The 13,537-nt window shown below is 67.6% G+C and carries 20 protein-coding genes; all 20 read left to right on the forward strand.

Annotation, left to right across the window (positions count from 1 at the left end):
* Positions 1 to 54 precede the first annotated feature (54 nt).
* Positions 55 to 1,056 carry an ABC transporter gene (locus tag ABD770_RS09040; RefSeq protein ID WP_344819222.1) on the forward strand — a complete coding sequence of 334 codons (1,002 nt, stop codon included), beginning with the start codon at positions 55 to 57 and terminating at the stop codon, positions 1,054 to 1,056.
* A 22-nt stretch (positions 1,057 to 1,078) separates the two neighbouring features.
* Positions 1,079 to 1,573, forward strand: coding sequence for a hypothetical protein (locus ABD770_RS09045; RefSeq protein ID WP_344819223.1), 495 nt, complete (start codon positions 1,079 to 1,081; stop codon positions 1,571 to 1,573).
* A 49-nt stretch (positions 1,574 to 1,622) separates the two neighbouring features.
* The gene (locus tag ABD770_RS09050) at positions 1,623 to 2,270 is read left to right on the forward strand and encodes a spermidine/putrescine ABC transporter substrate-binding protein (protein WP_344819224.1); all 648 of its coding nucleotides are present in this window, start codon (positions 1,623 to 1,625) and stop codon (positions 2,268 to 2,270) included.
* A gap of 274 nt (positions 2,271 to 2,544) precedes the next feature.
* Positions 2,545 to 2,913, forward strand: a complete 369-nt coding sequence (rpsL, locus tag ABD770_RS09055; RefSeq protein WP_071044913.1) for a 30S ribosomal protein S12 — start codon at positions 2,545 to 2,547, stop codon at positions 2,911 to 2,913.
* Positions 2,914 to 2,918: 5 nt separating this feature from the next.
* A complete protein-coding gene (gene rpsG, locus ABD770_RS09060; RefSeq protein ID WP_017201608.1) occupies positions 2,919 to 3,389 on the forward strand; it encodes a 30S ribosomal protein S7 in 471 nt (156 codons plus the stop codon).
* Positions 3,390 to 3,467: 78 nt separating this feature from the next.
* The gene (fusA, locus tag ABD770_RS09065) at positions 3,468 to 5,582 is read left to right on the forward strand and encodes an elongation factor G (RefSeq protein WP_344819225.1); all 2,115 of its coding nucleotides are present in this window, start codon (positions 3,468 to 3,470) and stop codon (positions 5,580 to 5,582) included.
* A 163-nt stretch (positions 5,583 to 5,745) separates the two neighbouring features.
* Positions 5,746 to 6,939 (forward strand): elongation factor Tu, encoded by a 1,194-nt coding sequence (gene tuf / locus ABD770_RS09070; RefSeq protein ID WP_344819226.1) that lies wholly within the window; start codon positions 5,746 to 5,748, stop codon positions 6,937 to 6,939.
* A gap of 155 nt (positions 6,940 to 7,094) precedes the next feature.
* Positions 7,095 to 7,307, forward strand: a complete 213-nt coding sequence (locus tag ABD770_RS09075) for a hypothetical protein (protein WP_344819227.1) — start codon at positions 7,095 to 7,097, stop codon at positions 7,305 to 7,307.
* A 521-nt stretch (positions 7,308 to 7,828) separates the two neighbouring features.
* Positions 7,829 to 8,137 (forward strand): 30S ribosomal protein S10, encoded by a 309-nt coding sequence (rpsJ, locus tag ABD770_RS09080; RefSeq protein ID WP_092547990.1) that lies wholly within the window; start codon positions 7,829 to 7,831, stop codon positions 8,135 to 8,137.
* An 8-nt stretch (positions 8,138 to 8,145) separates the two neighbouring features.
* Positions 8,146 to 8,805: a 50S ribosomal protein L3 gene (rplC, locus tag ABD770_RS09085; RefSeq protein ID WP_344819228.1), complete on the forward strand. Its 660-nt coding sequence runs from the start codon at positions 8,146 to 8,148 to the stop codon at positions 8,803 to 8,805.
* A gap of 2 nt (positions 8,806 to 8,807) precedes the next feature.
* The gene (gene rplD, locus ABD770_RS09090) at positions 8,808 to 9,470 is read left to right on the forward strand and encodes a 50S ribosomal protein L4 (RefSeq protein ID WP_344819229.1); all 663 of its coding nucleotides are present in this window, start codon (positions 8,808 to 8,810) and stop codon (positions 9,468 to 9,470) included.
* Entirely contained in the window at positions 9,467 to 9,787 is a 321-nt protein-coding gene (gene rplW, locus ABD770_RS09095) for a 50S ribosomal protein L23 (protein ID WP_344819230.1), read from the forward strand. The genes rplD and rplW overlap by 4 nt, the downstream gene beginning before the upstream one ends.
* A 20-nt stretch (positions 9,788 to 9,807) precedes the next feature.
* Positions 9,808 to 10,647 carry a 50S ribosomal protein L2 gene (gene rplB, locus ABD770_RS09100; protein ID WP_344819231.1) on the forward strand — a complete coding sequence of 280 codons (840 nt, stop codon included), beginning with the start codon at positions 9,808 to 9,810 and terminating at the stop codon, positions 10,645 to 10,647.
* A gap of 12 nt (positions 10,648 to 10,659) precedes the next feature.
* Entirely contained in the window at positions 10,660 to 10,941 is a 282-nt protein-coding gene (gene rpsS, locus ABD770_RS09105) for a 30S ribosomal protein S19 (protein WP_344819232.1), read from the forward strand.
* Between the two features lie 38 nt (positions 10,942 to 10,979).
* Positions 10,980 to 11,378: a 50S ribosomal protein L22 gene (gene rplV / locus ABD770_RS09110; RefSeq protein ID WP_344819234.1), complete on the forward strand. Its 399-nt coding sequence runs from the start codon at positions 10,980 to 10,982 to the stop codon at positions 11,376 to 11,378.
* The gene (gene rpsC / locus ABD770_RS09115; protein WP_344819235.1) at positions 11,378 to 12,124 is read left to right on the forward strand and encodes a 30S ribosomal protein S3; all 747 of its coding nucleotides are present in this window, start codon (positions 11,378 to 11,380) and stop codon (positions 12,122 to 12,124) included. Before rplV ends, rpsC begins: the two co-directional genes overlap by 1 nt.
* On the forward strand, positions 12,124 to 12,543 hold the full coding sequence (gene rplP / locus ABD770_RS09120; protein ID WP_344819236.1) for a 50S ribosomal protein L16: 420 nt from the start codon (positions 12,124 to 12,126) through the stop codon (positions 12,541 to 12,543). Before rpsC ends, rplP begins: the two co-directional genes overlap by 1 nt.
* On the forward strand, positions 12,543 to 12,857 hold the full coding sequence (gene rpmC / locus ABD770_RS09125; RefSeq protein WP_344819238.1) for a 50S ribosomal protein L29: 315 nt from the start codon (positions 12,543 to 12,545) through the stop codon (positions 12,855 to 12,857). Before rplP ends, rpmC begins: the two co-directional genes overlap by 1 nt.
* A complete protein-coding gene (gene rpsQ / locus ABD770_RS09130) occupies positions 12,857 to 13,171 on the forward strand; it encodes a 30S ribosomal protein S17 (RefSeq protein ID WP_344819239.1) in 315 nt (104 codons plus the stop codon). Before rpmC ends, rpsQ begins: the two co-directional genes overlap by 1 nt.
* Positions 13,168 to 13,536 (forward strand): 50S ribosomal protein L14, encoded by a 369-nt coding sequence (rplN, locus tag ABD770_RS09135; RefSeq protein WP_344819240.1) that lies wholly within the window; start codon positions 13,168 to 13,170, stop codon positions 13,534 to 13,536. The genes rpsQ and rplN overlap by 4 nt, the downstream gene beginning before the upstream one ends.
* The last annotated feature ends 1 nt before the right edge of the window (position 13,537 follow it).

A 13,537-nucleotide genomic window follows, 5' to 3' on the forward strand; every position in this document is an offset into this window, starting at 1 on the left:
GGGAATCCGCGGGCGTTACCCTCACTGTGCACCATCTTCAGGAGAGGCGAGGCCATGAGCGACCCCGAGGTCCCCCAGAACGACAAGCCGAACGAGATCGACGACGTCATCGGCAGCGCCAACGAGGGTCTCGACGCCGCCGCGGCGGCGCGCGGGGACGAACCCACCGGCACCGCTCCCGCCGTCGATCCCGACGAGGCGGCCTTCGCGGCGGCCGAGCGCGACTTCCCCGGCACCTTCAGCGCACCCGCCGCGGCGCAGACGGATGCCGAGCAGGCCGGGGCCCCGGCACCGGCCACAGCCGATCAGAGCGGCTCCGCCGTCACTCCCACCGCATCAGAGCCGGTCGCCACCGCATCGGCATCCGAGGCTCCTGTCCCGGTGATCGTCGAGGAGGCCTCCGCGACCGGTGCCGGAGCTGCGTCCGCTGCGGCCGCTGCGGCGGAGACGCAGGTCGTGCCCGCCGAGCCGATCGCCCCGCCGGCGGCCCCTCAGCCGATCTTCGTGCAGGCGCCCGAACCGCCGCGGGAACTGGGCAACCGCGGCGCCGCAGGCGGGATCGGACTCGTCGCCGCCGTGGCGTTCGGGATCCTGTACCTCGGGGCCGTCCTCGGCCTCGGTGCCCTGGCGGGAGACGTCACGGGTGCGAACGTCGGCACAGCGGCCGTCGTGGCGCTGGGCACCTGGTCGTTCTGGGTTCCCGTCGTCGTGTTCTTCCTGGCCTTCTGGCTGCTGGGCGCCTTCGTGAACCGCGCCCGCTGGGGCGTGTGGGTGATCCTCGGCATCCTCGTCGCTGCGGCCTCCTACGGCGGCCACATCCTGGGGCAGCTCTTCCAGGCGCCGTTCTGGAGCCTGACCCCCAGCGCGGCAGCCGAGCTGATGAACGAGCAGATGCTCGCCCCCCTCGCCGTCGCCGCGTTCGTGTTCGCCCGCGAACTGACCATCTGGTTCGGCGCCTGGGTGGCGCGCAGCGGCGCGCACAAGAAGGAGCTGAACGCCGAGGCGCAGGCCGAGTACGAGCGCACCCTCGAGGCCGGCCCCGCGGCTCTGCGCTGACCGTGCGGCGTAGGGTGGCGCCATGACCACCACGGACGATCCCCACGGCACGGCGCCGGCGGGGGTCTCCGCGCTCCTGGCGCTGGTCATCGGCTTCGTGCTGTTCGCGGCGCTGGACATCCTCGGCCTCGGGATGCTGAGCTACTTCGCCGAGATGGACATCCTGGCCGTCCCCGGGCTGGACTGGTGGCCGGGCATCGTCGGCATGATCGCGGCCGTCGCGGTCTTCGCCTGGATGCTGTGGCCGTCGCTGGTCCGTGAGCGCGCGTCGTTCCTGTCCGCCGTGCCGGTCGGCCTCGTCGCTGCCGTCGCGCATCTGGTCGTGGTATGGCTGGCGGCGCTCGTGAGCGGAGCGGGCACGGCGGCCGCGTTCGCGGCCTTCGCCCAGCTGGTGACCCGCGGGCCGAGCCTGGTGATCGCGGCGGCCGCGCTCGTGGCGGCATGGTCCGCCATCGCCCTGCGCCGTACGAGGGCGAGTGCGCCGCACTGGCCCTGGGAGGGCGACGAGGAGGAGTGACACGCGCGGGCACCGCCCGGTTGCGCGCCACGGGCCGTACCCTGTAACCGTGGAGCGGTCATTGGAAACCCAGGTGAGCCAGGCAGTCGATGCCTGGCTGCGCTGGGTGCCGCGCTGGGCGCCCGCCACGCATCGGGGGCGGGTCGCACCGTGCCGCCGCTGCCTGGGATCGCCGATCCTCTCCGCTGCGGGAATCGGGTCGAACGTGCCGCACGGGGTGCAGCACGGTCTGTCGATCCGCATCAAGGCCATCGTCGACCACGCGGTGGCCGAGTACACCGCCCGGAATCTCCCGATGCTGCAGGCGGAGCTGGATGATCAGGCCGCCCGGAACCGTGCGCGCAGCTACCGCCCCTCGGAGGGGCTCGACCCGGAGTACGAGGGGCTGCCGCTGGACCCGGATCCGGTGCCGGGTGCGCCGTTCCTGTTCACCGTCGCGGGCCTCGCCGACGAGGCGTCCGCCGAGCTGCCGCCGCTGCCGCCGCTGAGCGAGGAGGCCAAGGCTGCGCTGCGCCAGGAGGTCGGCCTGGCCGACGAGTACGCGAACATGGTCGGTCGGGAGATCTGCGGGATACTGCTGCGGCACCGGCTGAGCGTGCAGGCCGCGATCTCGCAGTACGTGGAGCCGCAGATCGAGGCGATGCTGGCAGAGCTCAGCGAGGCACTGGATTCGCCGTTCGACCCCGACACGCCGTAGCCCGCGGTGGCCGACGAGCGCCGAGAGAGGGCCGAACGAGAAGTGGTGGCGTGCGTGCGGAACCTGTGATGACGGGCATTTGACCGGTGCGGCCGTGCAGGATTAGACTTGACCGGGTGTGCGCACGGCTGTGCGCGCACGCAGGGCGCAGGCAGACGCCGATTCGCCCCCACGGCATACCCATCACACCAAAAGCTGCGCGGCTCCGCGCTGCCGGTGGGTCATGATGTGAAACCCATCACGCTGTCACCGTGCAGCACTACGAGGAGAGAACGTGCCAACCATTCAGCAGTTGGTTCGCAAGGGCCGCTCGCCCAAGGTCGCGAAGACCAAGGCGCCCGCCCTGAAGGCGAATCCGCAGCAGGCCGGCGTGTGCACCCGCGTGTACACCACCACCCCGAAGAAGCCGAACTCGGCGATGCGCAAGGTCGCTCGTGTGAAGCTCCGCAACGGCACCGAGGTGACCGCCTACATCCCCGGCGAGGGGCACAACCTGCAGGAGCACTCGCTGGTACTCGTCCGCGGCGGTCGTGTCAAGGACCTCCCCGGCGTCCGCTACAAGATCGTCCGTGGTGCGCTCGACACCCAGGCCGTCAAGAACCGCAAGCAGGCTCGGTCCCGCTACGGCGCGAAGAAGGGTTGAGACAGATGCCTCGTAAGGGCCCCGCTCCCAAGCGCCCGGTCGTCAACGACCCGGTATACGGCGCTCCGATCGTCACCTCGCTGGTGAACAAGATCCTCGTTGACGGCAAGAAGTCCCTCGCCGAGTCGATCGTCTACGGCGCTCTCCGCGGCGTCGAGGCGAAGAACGGCCAGGACGCCGTCGCCACGCTCAAGAAGGCGCTCGACAACGTGCGCCCCACCCTCGAGGTCCGCAGCCGCCGCGTCGGCGGCTCGACCTACCAGGTCCCCGTCGAGGTCAAGCCGCACCGCGCGAACACGCTCGCGCTGCGCTGGCTGGTCAGCTACGCGAAGGGTCGTCGTGAGAAGACGATGACCGAGCGCCTGCAGAACGAGATCCTCGACGCGTCGAACGGCCTGGGTGCCGCGGTCAAGCGCCGTGAGGACACCCACAAGATGGCCGAGTCGAACCGCGCCTTCGCTCACTACCGCTGGTAATGGGCCGAGCGGATGCCGCGACAGGCGGCATCCGCTCCCATTCTCTGATCGTTCCTGAACCATCCCGGAGGAACCCCCGTGGCACAAGAAGTGCTCACCGACCTGAGCAAGGTCCGCAACATCGGCATCATGGCGCACATCGATGCCGGCAAGACCACCACCACCGAGCGCATCCTGTTCTACACGGGTGTCAACCACAAGCTCGGCGAGACCCACGACGGCGCGTCGACGACGGACTGGATGGAGCAGGAGAAGGAGCGCGGCATCACGATCACGTCGGCCGCCGTGACCTGCTTCTGGAACAAGAACCAGATCAACATCATCGACACCCCCGGTCACGTGGACTTCACCGTCGAGGTGGAGCGCTCGCTGCGCGTGCTCGACGGCGCGGTCGCCGTCTTCGACGGCAAGGAGGGCGTCGAGCCCCAGTCCGAGACCGTGTGGCGTCAGGCCGACAAGTACAGCGTCCCCCGCATCTGCTTCGTCAACAAGATGGACAAGCTGGGCGCCGACTTCTACTACACCGTCGACACCATCGTGAACCGCCTCGGCGCCAAGCCCCTCGTGCTGCAGCTGCCGATCGGCGCGGAGAACGACTTCATCGGCGTCGTCGACCTCATCGAGATGCGCGCACTGGTGTGGCCCGGCGACTCCAAGGGCGACGTGACCATGGGCGCCCACTACGAGGTGGAGGAGATCCCCGCTGACCTCAAGGCCAAGGCCGAGGAGTACCGTCAGCAGCTGCTGGAGACCGTCGCCGAGACCGACGACGCGCTGCTCGAGAAGTTCTTCGGCGGCGAGGAGCTCACGGTCGCCGAGATCAAGGGCGCGATCCGCAAGCTCGTGGTCGCCAACGAGATCTATCCGGTGCTGTGCGGCTCGGCGTTCAAGAACCGCGGCGTGCAGCCGATGCTGGACGCCGTCGTCGACTACCTGCCGAACCCGCTGGACGTGGGCGCCATCGAGGCGCACGACCCGAAGGACGAGGAGAAGGTCGTCGAGCGCCACCCGGATGCCAACGACCCGTTCTCGGCCCTCGCGTTCAAGGTCGCCGTGCACCCGTTCTTCGGTCGTCTGACCTACGTGCGCGTGTACTCGGGTCACCTCGACTCCGGCTCCGCGGTCATCAACTCGACCAAGGGCAAGAAGGAGCGCATCGGGAAGATCTTCCAGATGCACGCCAACAAGGAGAACCCCGTCGACGCGCTGACCGCGGGCAACATCTACGCGGTCATCGGCCTCAAGGACACCACCACCGGCGACACCCTCGCCGACCCGGCCGCGCCCGTCGTGCTCGAGTCGATGACGTTCCCGGAGCCGGTGATCGAGGTCGCCATCGAGCCGAAGACCAAGGCCGACCAGGAGAAGCTGGGCATGGCGATCCAGAAGCTCGCCGAGGAGGACCCGACCTTCCGCACCGAGCTGAACCCCGAGACCGGTCAGACGACCATCAAGGGCATGGGCGAGCTGCACCTGGACATCCTCGTGGACCGCATGAAGCGCGAGTTCAAGGTCGAGGCCAACGTCGGAAAGCCGCAGGTCGCGTACCGCGAGACGATCAAGAAGACCGTCGAGAAGCACGACTACACGCACAAGAAGCAGACCGGTGGCTCGGGCCAGTTCGCGAAGATCCAGTTCACGATCGAGCCGCTCGAGGTCACGGGAGACCAGACCTACGAGTTCGTCAACGCCGTCACCGGCGGTCGCGTCCCGCGCGAGTACATCCCGTCGGTGGACCACGGCTTCCAGGACGCGATGAACGTCGGCGTGCTGGCCGGCTACCCGATGGTGGGCGTGAAGGCGACCCTCGTCGACGGCGCCGCGCACGACGTGGACTCCTCGGAGATGGCGTTCAAGATCGCCGGTTCCATGGGCTTCAAGGAGGCGGCACGCCGCGCCAACCCCGTGCTCCTCGAACCGCTGATGGCCGTCGAGGTCCGCACCCCGGAGGAGTACATGGGCGACGTCATCGGCGACCTGAACTCGCGTCGCGGGTCCATCCAGTCGATGGAGGATGCACAGGGCGTGAAGGTCGTCCGTGCTCAGGTGCCGCTGTCCGAGATGTTCGGCTACATCGGCGACCTGCGTTCGAAGACCTCGGGCCGTGCCGTGTACTCGATGGAGTTCGACAGCTACGCGGAGGTTCCGCGTGCCGTCGCCGACGAGATCATCCAGAAGACCAAGGGCGAGTGAGCCCTGCCGCTCCTCCCGGTGCCTGAACGTGTGAGAAGGCCCGGGAGGAGCACCCCACAACTTCACATTCACTCTCCACTAAACTGAGAAACCGAAATCAGTAGGGAGCCGGCCGCAATCCAGTGCCCGGCCATCTCTACACGAACGTCCTGAGGAGGACCAAGTGGCCAAGGCCAAGTTCGAGCGGACCAAGCCGCACGTCAACATCGGAACGATCGGTCACGTCGACCACGGCAAGACCACGCTGTCTGCCGCGATCTCGAAGGTGCTTGCCGACAAGTACCCGTCGGACGTCAACGTTCAGCGCGACTTCAACACCATCGACTCCGCTCCCGAGGAGCGTCAGCGCGGTATCACGATCAACATCTCGCACATCGAGTACGAGACCCCGAAGCGCCACTACGCGCACGTCGACGCCCCCGGCCACGCCGACTACGTCAAGAACATGATCACCGGCGCCGCTCAGATGGACGGTGCGATCCTCGTGGTCGCCGCCACCGACGGCCCGATGGCCCAGACCCGCGAGCACGTGCTGCTGGCCAAGCAGGTCGGCGTGCCGTACCTGCTCGTCGCGCTGAACAAGGCCGACATGGTCGACGACGAGGAGATCCTGGAGCTCGTCGAGCTCGAGGTCCGCGAGCTGCTCTCGTCGCAGGGCTTCCCCGGCGACGACGCTCCCGTCATCAAGGTGTCCGCTCTGGGCGCCCTCAACGGCGAGCAGAAGTGGGTCGACTCGATCCTCGAGCTCATGCAGGCCGTCGACGACAACGTTCCCGACCCGGAGCGCGACCGCGACAAGCCGTTCCTGATGCCCATCGAGGATGTCTTCACCATCACCGGTCGCGGCACCGTCGTCACCGGCCGTGCCGAGCGCGGCACGCTGAAGCTCAACTCCGAGGTCGAGATCGTCGGCATTCGCCCGACCCAGAAGACCACCGTCACCGGTATCGAGATGTTCCACAAGCAGCTCGACGAGGCCTGGGCCGGCGAGAACTGCGGTCTGCTGCTTCGCGGCACCAAGCGTGAGGACGTCGAGCGCGGGCAGGTCGTCGTCCAGCCGGGCTCGATCACCCCGCACACCAACTTCGAGGGCACGGCCTACATCCTCTCGAAGGACGAGGGCGGTCGTCACAACCCCTTCTACACGAACTACCGTCCGCAGTTCTACTTCCGCACCACGGACGTCACCGGCGTCATCACGCTGCCCGAGGGCACCGAGATGGTCATGCCCGGCGACACCACCGACATGGCCGTCGAGCTGATCCAGCCCATCGCCATGGAGGAGGGCCTCGGCTTCGCCATCCGCGAGGGCGGTCGCACCGTCGGCGCCGGAACGGTGACCAAGGTCGTCAAGTAAGCATCTGCTTCTCGAGGAGGGGCCGGGCCCGCGGGCGCGGCCCCTTCGTCGTGTCCGGGGATGGTGTTCCTGCGCGAACCCGTTGCGTCCGACGGCGGTCGCGTAGGAACATGAAGAGCGCGGACAACGGCGCGAATCGACAGGGGAGGACAACCATGGGCATCGAAGATCTCGTGAACCGGGGCAAGGAAGTGTTCGAGCAGAACAAGGACAAGATCGGCGAGGCACTGGGGAGCGAGCAGGCCGAGAGCATCAGCGACAAGATCCTCGACGGCGTCGCCGACTTCGCCAAGAAGGTCGCTCCGGGCGCCGCCGATCAGATCGACGACATCCGCGACAACGTGGACAAGTCGATCGGCAACGAGTAAGCACACCGCGTGCAGCGGAGGAGGGCGGCGGGCCACGGGCTCGTCGCCCTCCGTCGTGGCGGTGGCGGGGGATGCTCCGCAGGGCGCGGGGCGGCGTGCGGAGCAGCGCCGCGAAGAGTGCCGGGACACGCCGGACGAGCCGCGACACGCCCGGGTTTGCAGTACCTGAATCCGGCATGGCAGAATAGACAGGTTCCACATTCCCGTGCTCTTGGCAGCACTGGATCACTGTCACGAGAGTGCATAGACGGCGAGCCCCTCCCGGGCGTCCGCAGGGTTCTAGGCCGCGGGCAGCAGAACGACACAATCCGACACCTCCTCACGGAGGTCCTGGTGCGCCTGCATGGCAGGAGGTCGGGACCCGCACGCTCCGGCGCGTGGGATGACAGCAGAACAGTGGTGCGCAGAGAGGCTCTTCGGAGCCGATCGAGTGCCGAGGCGCGAGCAGCGCCGAGGTGCGTCCAATGCCCCGGGGCCGCCCGGCCCCGGACGGTACGACGCTTATAGAGAGAGAGCAGACAATGGCGGGACAGAAGATCCGCATTCGCCTGAAGTCGTATGACCATGAGGTCATCGACACGTCGGCGCGCAAGATCGTCGACACCGTGACCCGTGCAGGCGCGACTGTCGTCGGCCCGGTGCCGCTTCCGACGGAGAAGAACGTGATCGCCGTGATCCGTTCTCCCCACAAGTACAAGGACAGCCGCGAGCACTTCGAGATGCGCACCCACAAGCGCCTGATCGACATCATCGACCCGACGCCCAAGGCCGTCGACTCGCTGATGCGCCTCGACCTCCCGGCCGATGTCAACATCGAGATCAAGCTGTAAGGATCGACATGACTGACATCAACGCGAAGATCTCCAAGGGCATGCTCGGCACCAAGCTCGGCATGACCCAGGTCTGGGACGAGAACGGCAAGGTCGTCCCCGTCACCGTCATCGAGCTGGCTCCCAACGTGGTCACCCAGATCCGCACCCCCGAGAAGGACGGCTACAGCGCCGTTCAGATCGCCTACGGCCAGATCGACCCCCGCAAGGTCAACAAGCCGCTCACCGCTCACTTCGAGGCCGCCGGCGTCACACCGCGTCGTCACGTCACTGAGATCCGCACGGCGGATGCCGGTGAGTACTCTCTCGGCCAGGAGCTGACCGCCGAGGGCACCTTCGAGGCCGGCCAGCTGGTCGACGTCGTCGGCACCAGCAAGGGCAAGGGCACCGCGGGTGTCATGAAGCGCCACAACTTCAAGGGCGTCTCGGCTTCGCACGGTGCGCACCGCAACCATCGCAAGCCCGGTTCGATCGGCGCCTCGTCGACCCCGAGCCGTGTCTTCAAGGGCATGCGCATGGCCGGCCGCATGGGCGGCGAGCGCGTGACCGTCCTCAACCTCACGGTGCACGCCGTCGACGCCGAGAAGGGCCTGCTGCTCGTCAAGGGCGCCGTCCCCGGCGCACGTGGTCGCATCGTCTTCGTCCGCAACGCAGTGAAGGGTGCCTGACCATGGCTGACTCGACTCTCGCGCTCGACGTCATCGCGGTCGACGGCAAGAAGGCCGGCTCCATCGAGCTGCCCGCCGCGATCTTCGACGTCAAGACCAACGTCCCTCTGATCCACCAGGTCGTCGTCGCGCAGCTCGCCGCGGCCCGCCAGGGCACGCACTCGACCAAGCGTCGTGGCGAAGTCTCCGGCGCCGGCCGCAAGCCCTTCAAGCAGAAGGGCACGGGCAACGCCCGCCAGGGCTCGATCCGCGCGCCGCATATGACCGGCGGTGGCATCGTCCACGGCCCCAAGCCCCGCGACTACTCGCAGCGCACCCCCAAGAAGATGATCGCCGCCGCCCTGCTGGGCGCGCTCAGCGACCGCTTCCGCGGTGAGCGCCTGCACGCCGTCGAGGCCTTCGTGGCCGGCACCGTTCCTTCGACCAAGACCGCTGCGGGTCTGCTCGCCGCCGTCGCCGGTCCGAAGAACGTGCTGGTCGTCATCGAGCGCAGCGACGAGCTGACCGTGAAGAGCGTCCGCAACCTGCCGAACGTGCACGTGCTCAGCTTCGATCAGCTCAACGCCTACGACGTGGTCGTCTCCGACGACATCGTCTTCACCAAGGCCGCCCTCGAGGCCTTCATCGCCTCGAAGACCGGCGCAACCGAGGAGGTCTCGGCATGACTGAGCAGAACATTCTCGCCACGGCCCTGAACAAGGACCCGCGCGACATCATCCTGGGCCCGGTCGTCTCCGAGAAGAGCTACGGGCTGATCGACGAGGGCAAGTACACCTTCCTCGTGGACCCCCGCGCCTCCAAGACCGAGATCAAGCTCGCCATCGAGAAGATCTTCGGCGTCAAGGTGGCCTCGGTCAACACGATCAACCGCGTCGGCAAGGCCCGTCGCACCCGCTTCGGCACAGGCAAGCGCAAGGACACCAAGCGCGCCATCGTCGCGCTGAAGTCGGGCTCCATCGACATCTTCACGGCAGTCAGCTGACCGGGGGACAAGGACAGACTATGGCTATTCGCAAGTACAAGCCCACGACCCCGGGTCGCCGCGGTTCGTCGGTGGCCGACTTCGCCGAGATCACCCGATCGACGCCGGAGAAGTCGCTGCTGCGTCCGCTGGCGAAGACCGGCGGCCGCAACAACCAGGGCCGCATCACGACCCGTCACATCGGCGGTGGACACAAGCGCCAGTACCGCGTCGTCGACTTCCGTCGCAACGACAAGGACGGCATCGACGCCAAGGTCGCTCACATCGAGTACGACCCCAACCGCACCGCGCGCATCGCGCTGCTGCACTACGTCGACGGCGAGAAGCGCTACATCCTCGCGCCGGACGGGCTCAAGCAGGGCGCCGTCGTCGAGTCGGGCGCGAGCGCCGACATCAAGCCGGGCAACAACCTGCCGCTGAAGAACATCCCCACCGGCACCGTGGTCCACGCGATCGAGCTGCGTCCCGGCGGCGGGGCGAAGCTGGCTCGGTCGGCCGGCGCCTCCGTGCGCCTGGTCGCGAAGGACGGCCCCTACGCCCAGTTGCGTCTGCCCTCCGGCGAGATCCGCAACGTCGATGCGCGCTGCCGCGCGACCATCGGCGAGGTCGGCAACGCCGAGCAGTCGAACATCAGCTGGGGCAAGGCGGGCCGCAACCGCTGGAAGGGCGTCCGCCCGACCGTCCGCGGTGTCGTCATGAACCCGGTCGACCACCCGCACGGTGGTGGTGAGGGCAAGACCTCCGGTGGTCGCCATCCGGTCTCCCCGTGGGGTCAGGCCGAGGGCCGTACCCGCCACGCCAACAAGGAAAGCGACAAGTACATCGTGCGTCGCCGCAGCACCGGCAAGAAGCGCAAGTAGGAGTAGAGGACGATGCCACGCAGTCTTAAGAAGGGCCCCTTCGTCGACGAGCACCTGCTTCGCAAGGTGGTCGTGCAGAACGAGGCCGGCTCCAAGAACGTCATCAAGACCTGGTCCCGCCGTTCGATGATCGTCCCGGCCATGCTGGGCCACACGATCGCGGTGCACGATGGGCGCAAGCACATCCCGGTGTTCGTGACGGAGTCCATGGTCGGCCACAAGCTGGGCGAGTTCGCGCCCACCCGCACCTTCCGCGGCCATGAGAAGGACGACAAGAAGGGCCGTCGCCGCTGACGCGGCGACGCTCCGGAGAGAAGCAGAGGAGGAGAGAAATGGTGGATTCCATCGCACGCGTCAAGCACATCCGCGTGACCCCTCAGAAGGCTCGTCGTGTCGTCGCGCTCATCAAGGGCAAGCAGGCGCAGGAAGCACTGGCCATTCTGAAGTTCGCCCCGCAGGGCGCCAGCGAGCCGATCTACAAGCTCGTGCACGCCGCCATGGCGAACGCACAGGTCAAGGCCGATCGCGACGGCGAGTTCCTGGACGAGCAGGATCTGTACGTGAAGAACGCGTACGTCGACGAGGGCACCACGCTCAAGCGGTTCCAGCCCCGTGCTCAGGGACGCGCGTCCCAGATCAAGAAGCGCACGAGCCACATCACGGTCGTGCTGGCCACGCCCGAGGTCGCTGACAGCGACTCGGCGGCCACGACGAAGAAGGCGAGCAAGTAATGGGCCAGAAGGTCAACCCGTACGGCTTCCGCCTCGGCATCACCACGGATCACGTGTCTCGCTGGTTCTCGGACTCGACCAAGCCCGGGCAGCGTTACGCCGACTACGTCGCCGAGGACATCAAGATCCGTCGCCTGCTGCAGACGCAGCTCGACCGCGCCGGCGTCTCGAACATCGAGATCGAGCGCACCCGCGACCGCGTGCGCGTGGACATCCACACCGCGCGCCCGGGCATCGTCATCGGTCGCCGCGGCGCCGAGGCCGAGCGCATCCGCGGCGACCTCGAGAAGCTCACCGGCAAGCAGATCCAGCTGAACATCCTCGAGGTCAAGAACCCCGAGGCCGACGCTCAGCTGGTCGCCCAGGGCATCGCCGAGCAGCTGAGCGCCCGTGTGGCGTTCCGTCGCGCGATGCGTAAGGGTCTGCAGGGCGCGCAGCGCGCCGGCGCCAAGGGCGTCCGCATCCAGGTCTCCGGCCGCCTCGGCGGCGCCGAGATGAGCCGCTCGGAGTTCTACCGCGAGGGTCGGGTGCCGCTGCACACGCTGCGCGCGAACATCGATTACGGTTTCTACGAGGCTCGGACCACGTTCGGCCGCATCGGCGTGAAGGTGTGGATCTACAAGGGCGACCTCACCAACAAGGAGCTCGCCCGCGAGCAGGCCAACATGAAGCCGCAGCGCGAGCGCGGCGATCGTCGTCGCGCGCCCCGCAACGAGGCGCCTGTCGCAGAAGGAGCGTCGGCATAATGCTCATCCCTCGCAAGGTCAAGTTCCGTAAGCAGCACCACCCGGGACGCACCGGCCAGGCATCCGGCGGCACGAAGGTCTCCTTCGGCGACTACGGCATCCAGGCCCTCACCCCCGCGTACGTGACCAACCGTCAGATCGAGTCCGCTCGTATCGCGATGACCCGTCACATCAAGCGCGGCGGCAAGGTGTGGATCAACATCTACCCCGACCGTCCCCTCACCAAGAAGCCCGCCGAGACCCGCATGGGCTCCGGTAAGGGCTCCCCCGAGTGGTGGGTCGCCAACGTCAAGCCGGGCCGTGTCCTCTTCGAGGTCGCGGGAGTGAACGAGGAGCTCGCTCGCGAGGCCCTCACCCGGGCCATTCACAAGCTGCCTCTCAAGGCACGCATCATCAAGCGCGAGGAGGGCGACGCGTAATGGCGATCGGCACCAAGGAGCTCGCACCCGCAGAGCTCGACACGTTCGAAGACCAGCGCCTCGTCGAGGAGCTGCGCAAGGCCAAGGAGGAGCTGTTCAACCTCCGCTTCCAGTCGGCCACCGGCCAGCTGGAGAGCCATGGCCGCATTCGCGCCGTCAAGCGCGACATCGCGCGCCTCTACACCGTGATCCGCGAGCGCGAGCTGGGCATCCGTGCGACGCCCGCTCCCGCCGAGGCTCCGGTCAAGAAGGCGTCCAAGGCGAAGGCGAAGAAGGCCGCGGAGGCCGACGCGCCGAAGGAGGAGGCCGAGTAATGGCTGAGAAGAAGGCAGCTGAGGCCGCCGAGCACTCCGCGCACGACGTGCGCGAGGAACGGGCCCGCGGTTACCGCAAGGCCCGCCGCGGCTACGTCGTCAGCGACAAGATGGACAAGACCATCGTCGTCGAGGTCGAGGACCGCGTGAAGCACCCGCTGTACGGCAAGGTCATCCGCCGGACCTCGAAGGTCAAGGCGCACGATGAGGGCAACACCGCCGGCATCGGCGACCTCGTCCTCATCAACGAGACCCGCCCGCTGAGCGCCACCAAGCGCTGGCGTCTGGTGGAGATCCTGGAGAAGGCAAAGTGATCCAGAACGAGTCCCGCCTCAAGGTCGCCGACAACACCGGCGCGAAGGAGCTGCTCACGATCCGCATCCTCGGCGGCTCCAGCCGCCGCTACGCGGGTCTGGGCGACACCGTGGTCGCGACGGTCAAGGACGCGATCCCCGGTGGCAACGTCAAGAAGGGCGATGTCGTCAAGGCCGTCATCGTCCGCACAGTGAAGTCCACGCGCCGTGCAGACGGCTCGTACATCAAGTTCGACGAGAACGCCGCCGTGATCCTGAAGAACGACGGGGAGCCCCGCGGCACCCGCATCTTCGGACCGGTCGGTCGTGAGCTCCGTGACAAGAAGTTCATGAAGATCGTCTCGCTCGCCCCGGAGGTCATCTGAT

Origin of the sequence: Microbacterium soli, assembly GCF_039539005.1 — a bacterium.
Taxonomy (GTDB): Bacteria; Actinomycetota; Actinomycetes; order Actinomycetales; family Microbacteriaceae; genus Microbacterium; species Microbacterium soli.

What these genes read in the sequence shown, in the direction of transcription:
- rpsG (WP_017201608.1), top strand. Translation starts at nt 2,919, where the DNA reads ATGCCTCGTAAGGGCCCCGCTCCCAAGCGCCCGGTCGTCAACGACCCG.
- rpsS (WP_344819232.1), top strand. Translation starts at nt 10,660, where the DNA reads ATGCCACGCAGTCTTAAGAAGGGCCCCTTCGTCGACGAGCACCTGCTT.
- rplC (WP_344819228.1), top strand. Translation starts at nt 8,146, where the DNA reads ATGACTGACATCAACGCGAAGATCTCCAAGGGCATGCTCGGCACCAAG.
- rplP (WP_344819236.1), top strand. Translation starts at nt 12,124, where the DNA reads ATGCTCATCCCTCGCAAGGTCAAGTTCCGTAAGCAGCACCACCCGGGA.
- ABD770_RS09075 (WP_344819227.1), top strand. Translation starts at nt 7,095, where the DNA reads ATGGGCATCGAAGATCTCGTGAACCGGGGCAAGGAAGTGTTCGAGCAG.
- rpmC (WP_344819238.1), top strand. Translation starts at nt 12,543, where the DNA reads ATGGCGATCGGCACCAAGGAGCTCGCACCCGCAGAGCTCGACACGTTC.
- rpsJ (WP_092547990.1), top strand. Translation starts at nt 7,829, where the DNA reads ATGGCGGGACAGAAGATCCGCATTCGCCTGAAGTCGTATGACCATGAG.
- rplD (WP_344819229.1), top strand. Translation starts at nt 8,808, where the DNA reads ATGGCTGACTCGACTCTCGCGCTCGACGTCATCGCGGTCGACGGCAAG.
- rplB (WP_344819231.1), top strand. Translation starts at nt 9,808, where the DNA reads ATGGCTATTCGCAAGTACAAGCCCACGACCCCGGGTCGCCGCGGTTCG.
- ABD770_RS09045 (WP_344819223.1), top strand. Translation starts at nt 1,079, where the DNA reads ATGACCACCACGGACGATCCCCACGGCACGGCGCCGGCGGGGGTCTCC.
- ABD770_RS09040 (WP_344819222.1), top strand. Translation starts at nt 55, where the DNA reads ATGAGCGACCCCGAGGTCCCCCAGAACGACAAGCCGAACGAGATCGAC.
- rplV (WP_344819234.1), top strand. Translation starts at nt 10,980, where the DNA reads ATGGTGGATTCCATCGCACGCGTCAAGCACATCCGCGTGACCCCTCAG.
- rplW (WP_344819230.1), top strand. Translation starts at nt 9,467, where the DNA reads ATGACTGAGCAGAACATTCTCGCCACGGCCCTGAACAAGGACCCGCGC.
- rpsC (WP_344819235.1), top strand. Translation starts at nt 11,378, where the DNA reads ATGGGCCAGAAGGTCAACCCGTACGGCTTCCGCCTCGGCATCACCACG.
- rpsQ (WP_344819239.1), top strand. Translation starts at nt 12,857, where the DNA reads ATGGCTGAGAAGAAGGCAGCTGAGGCCGCCGAGCACTCCGCGCACGAC.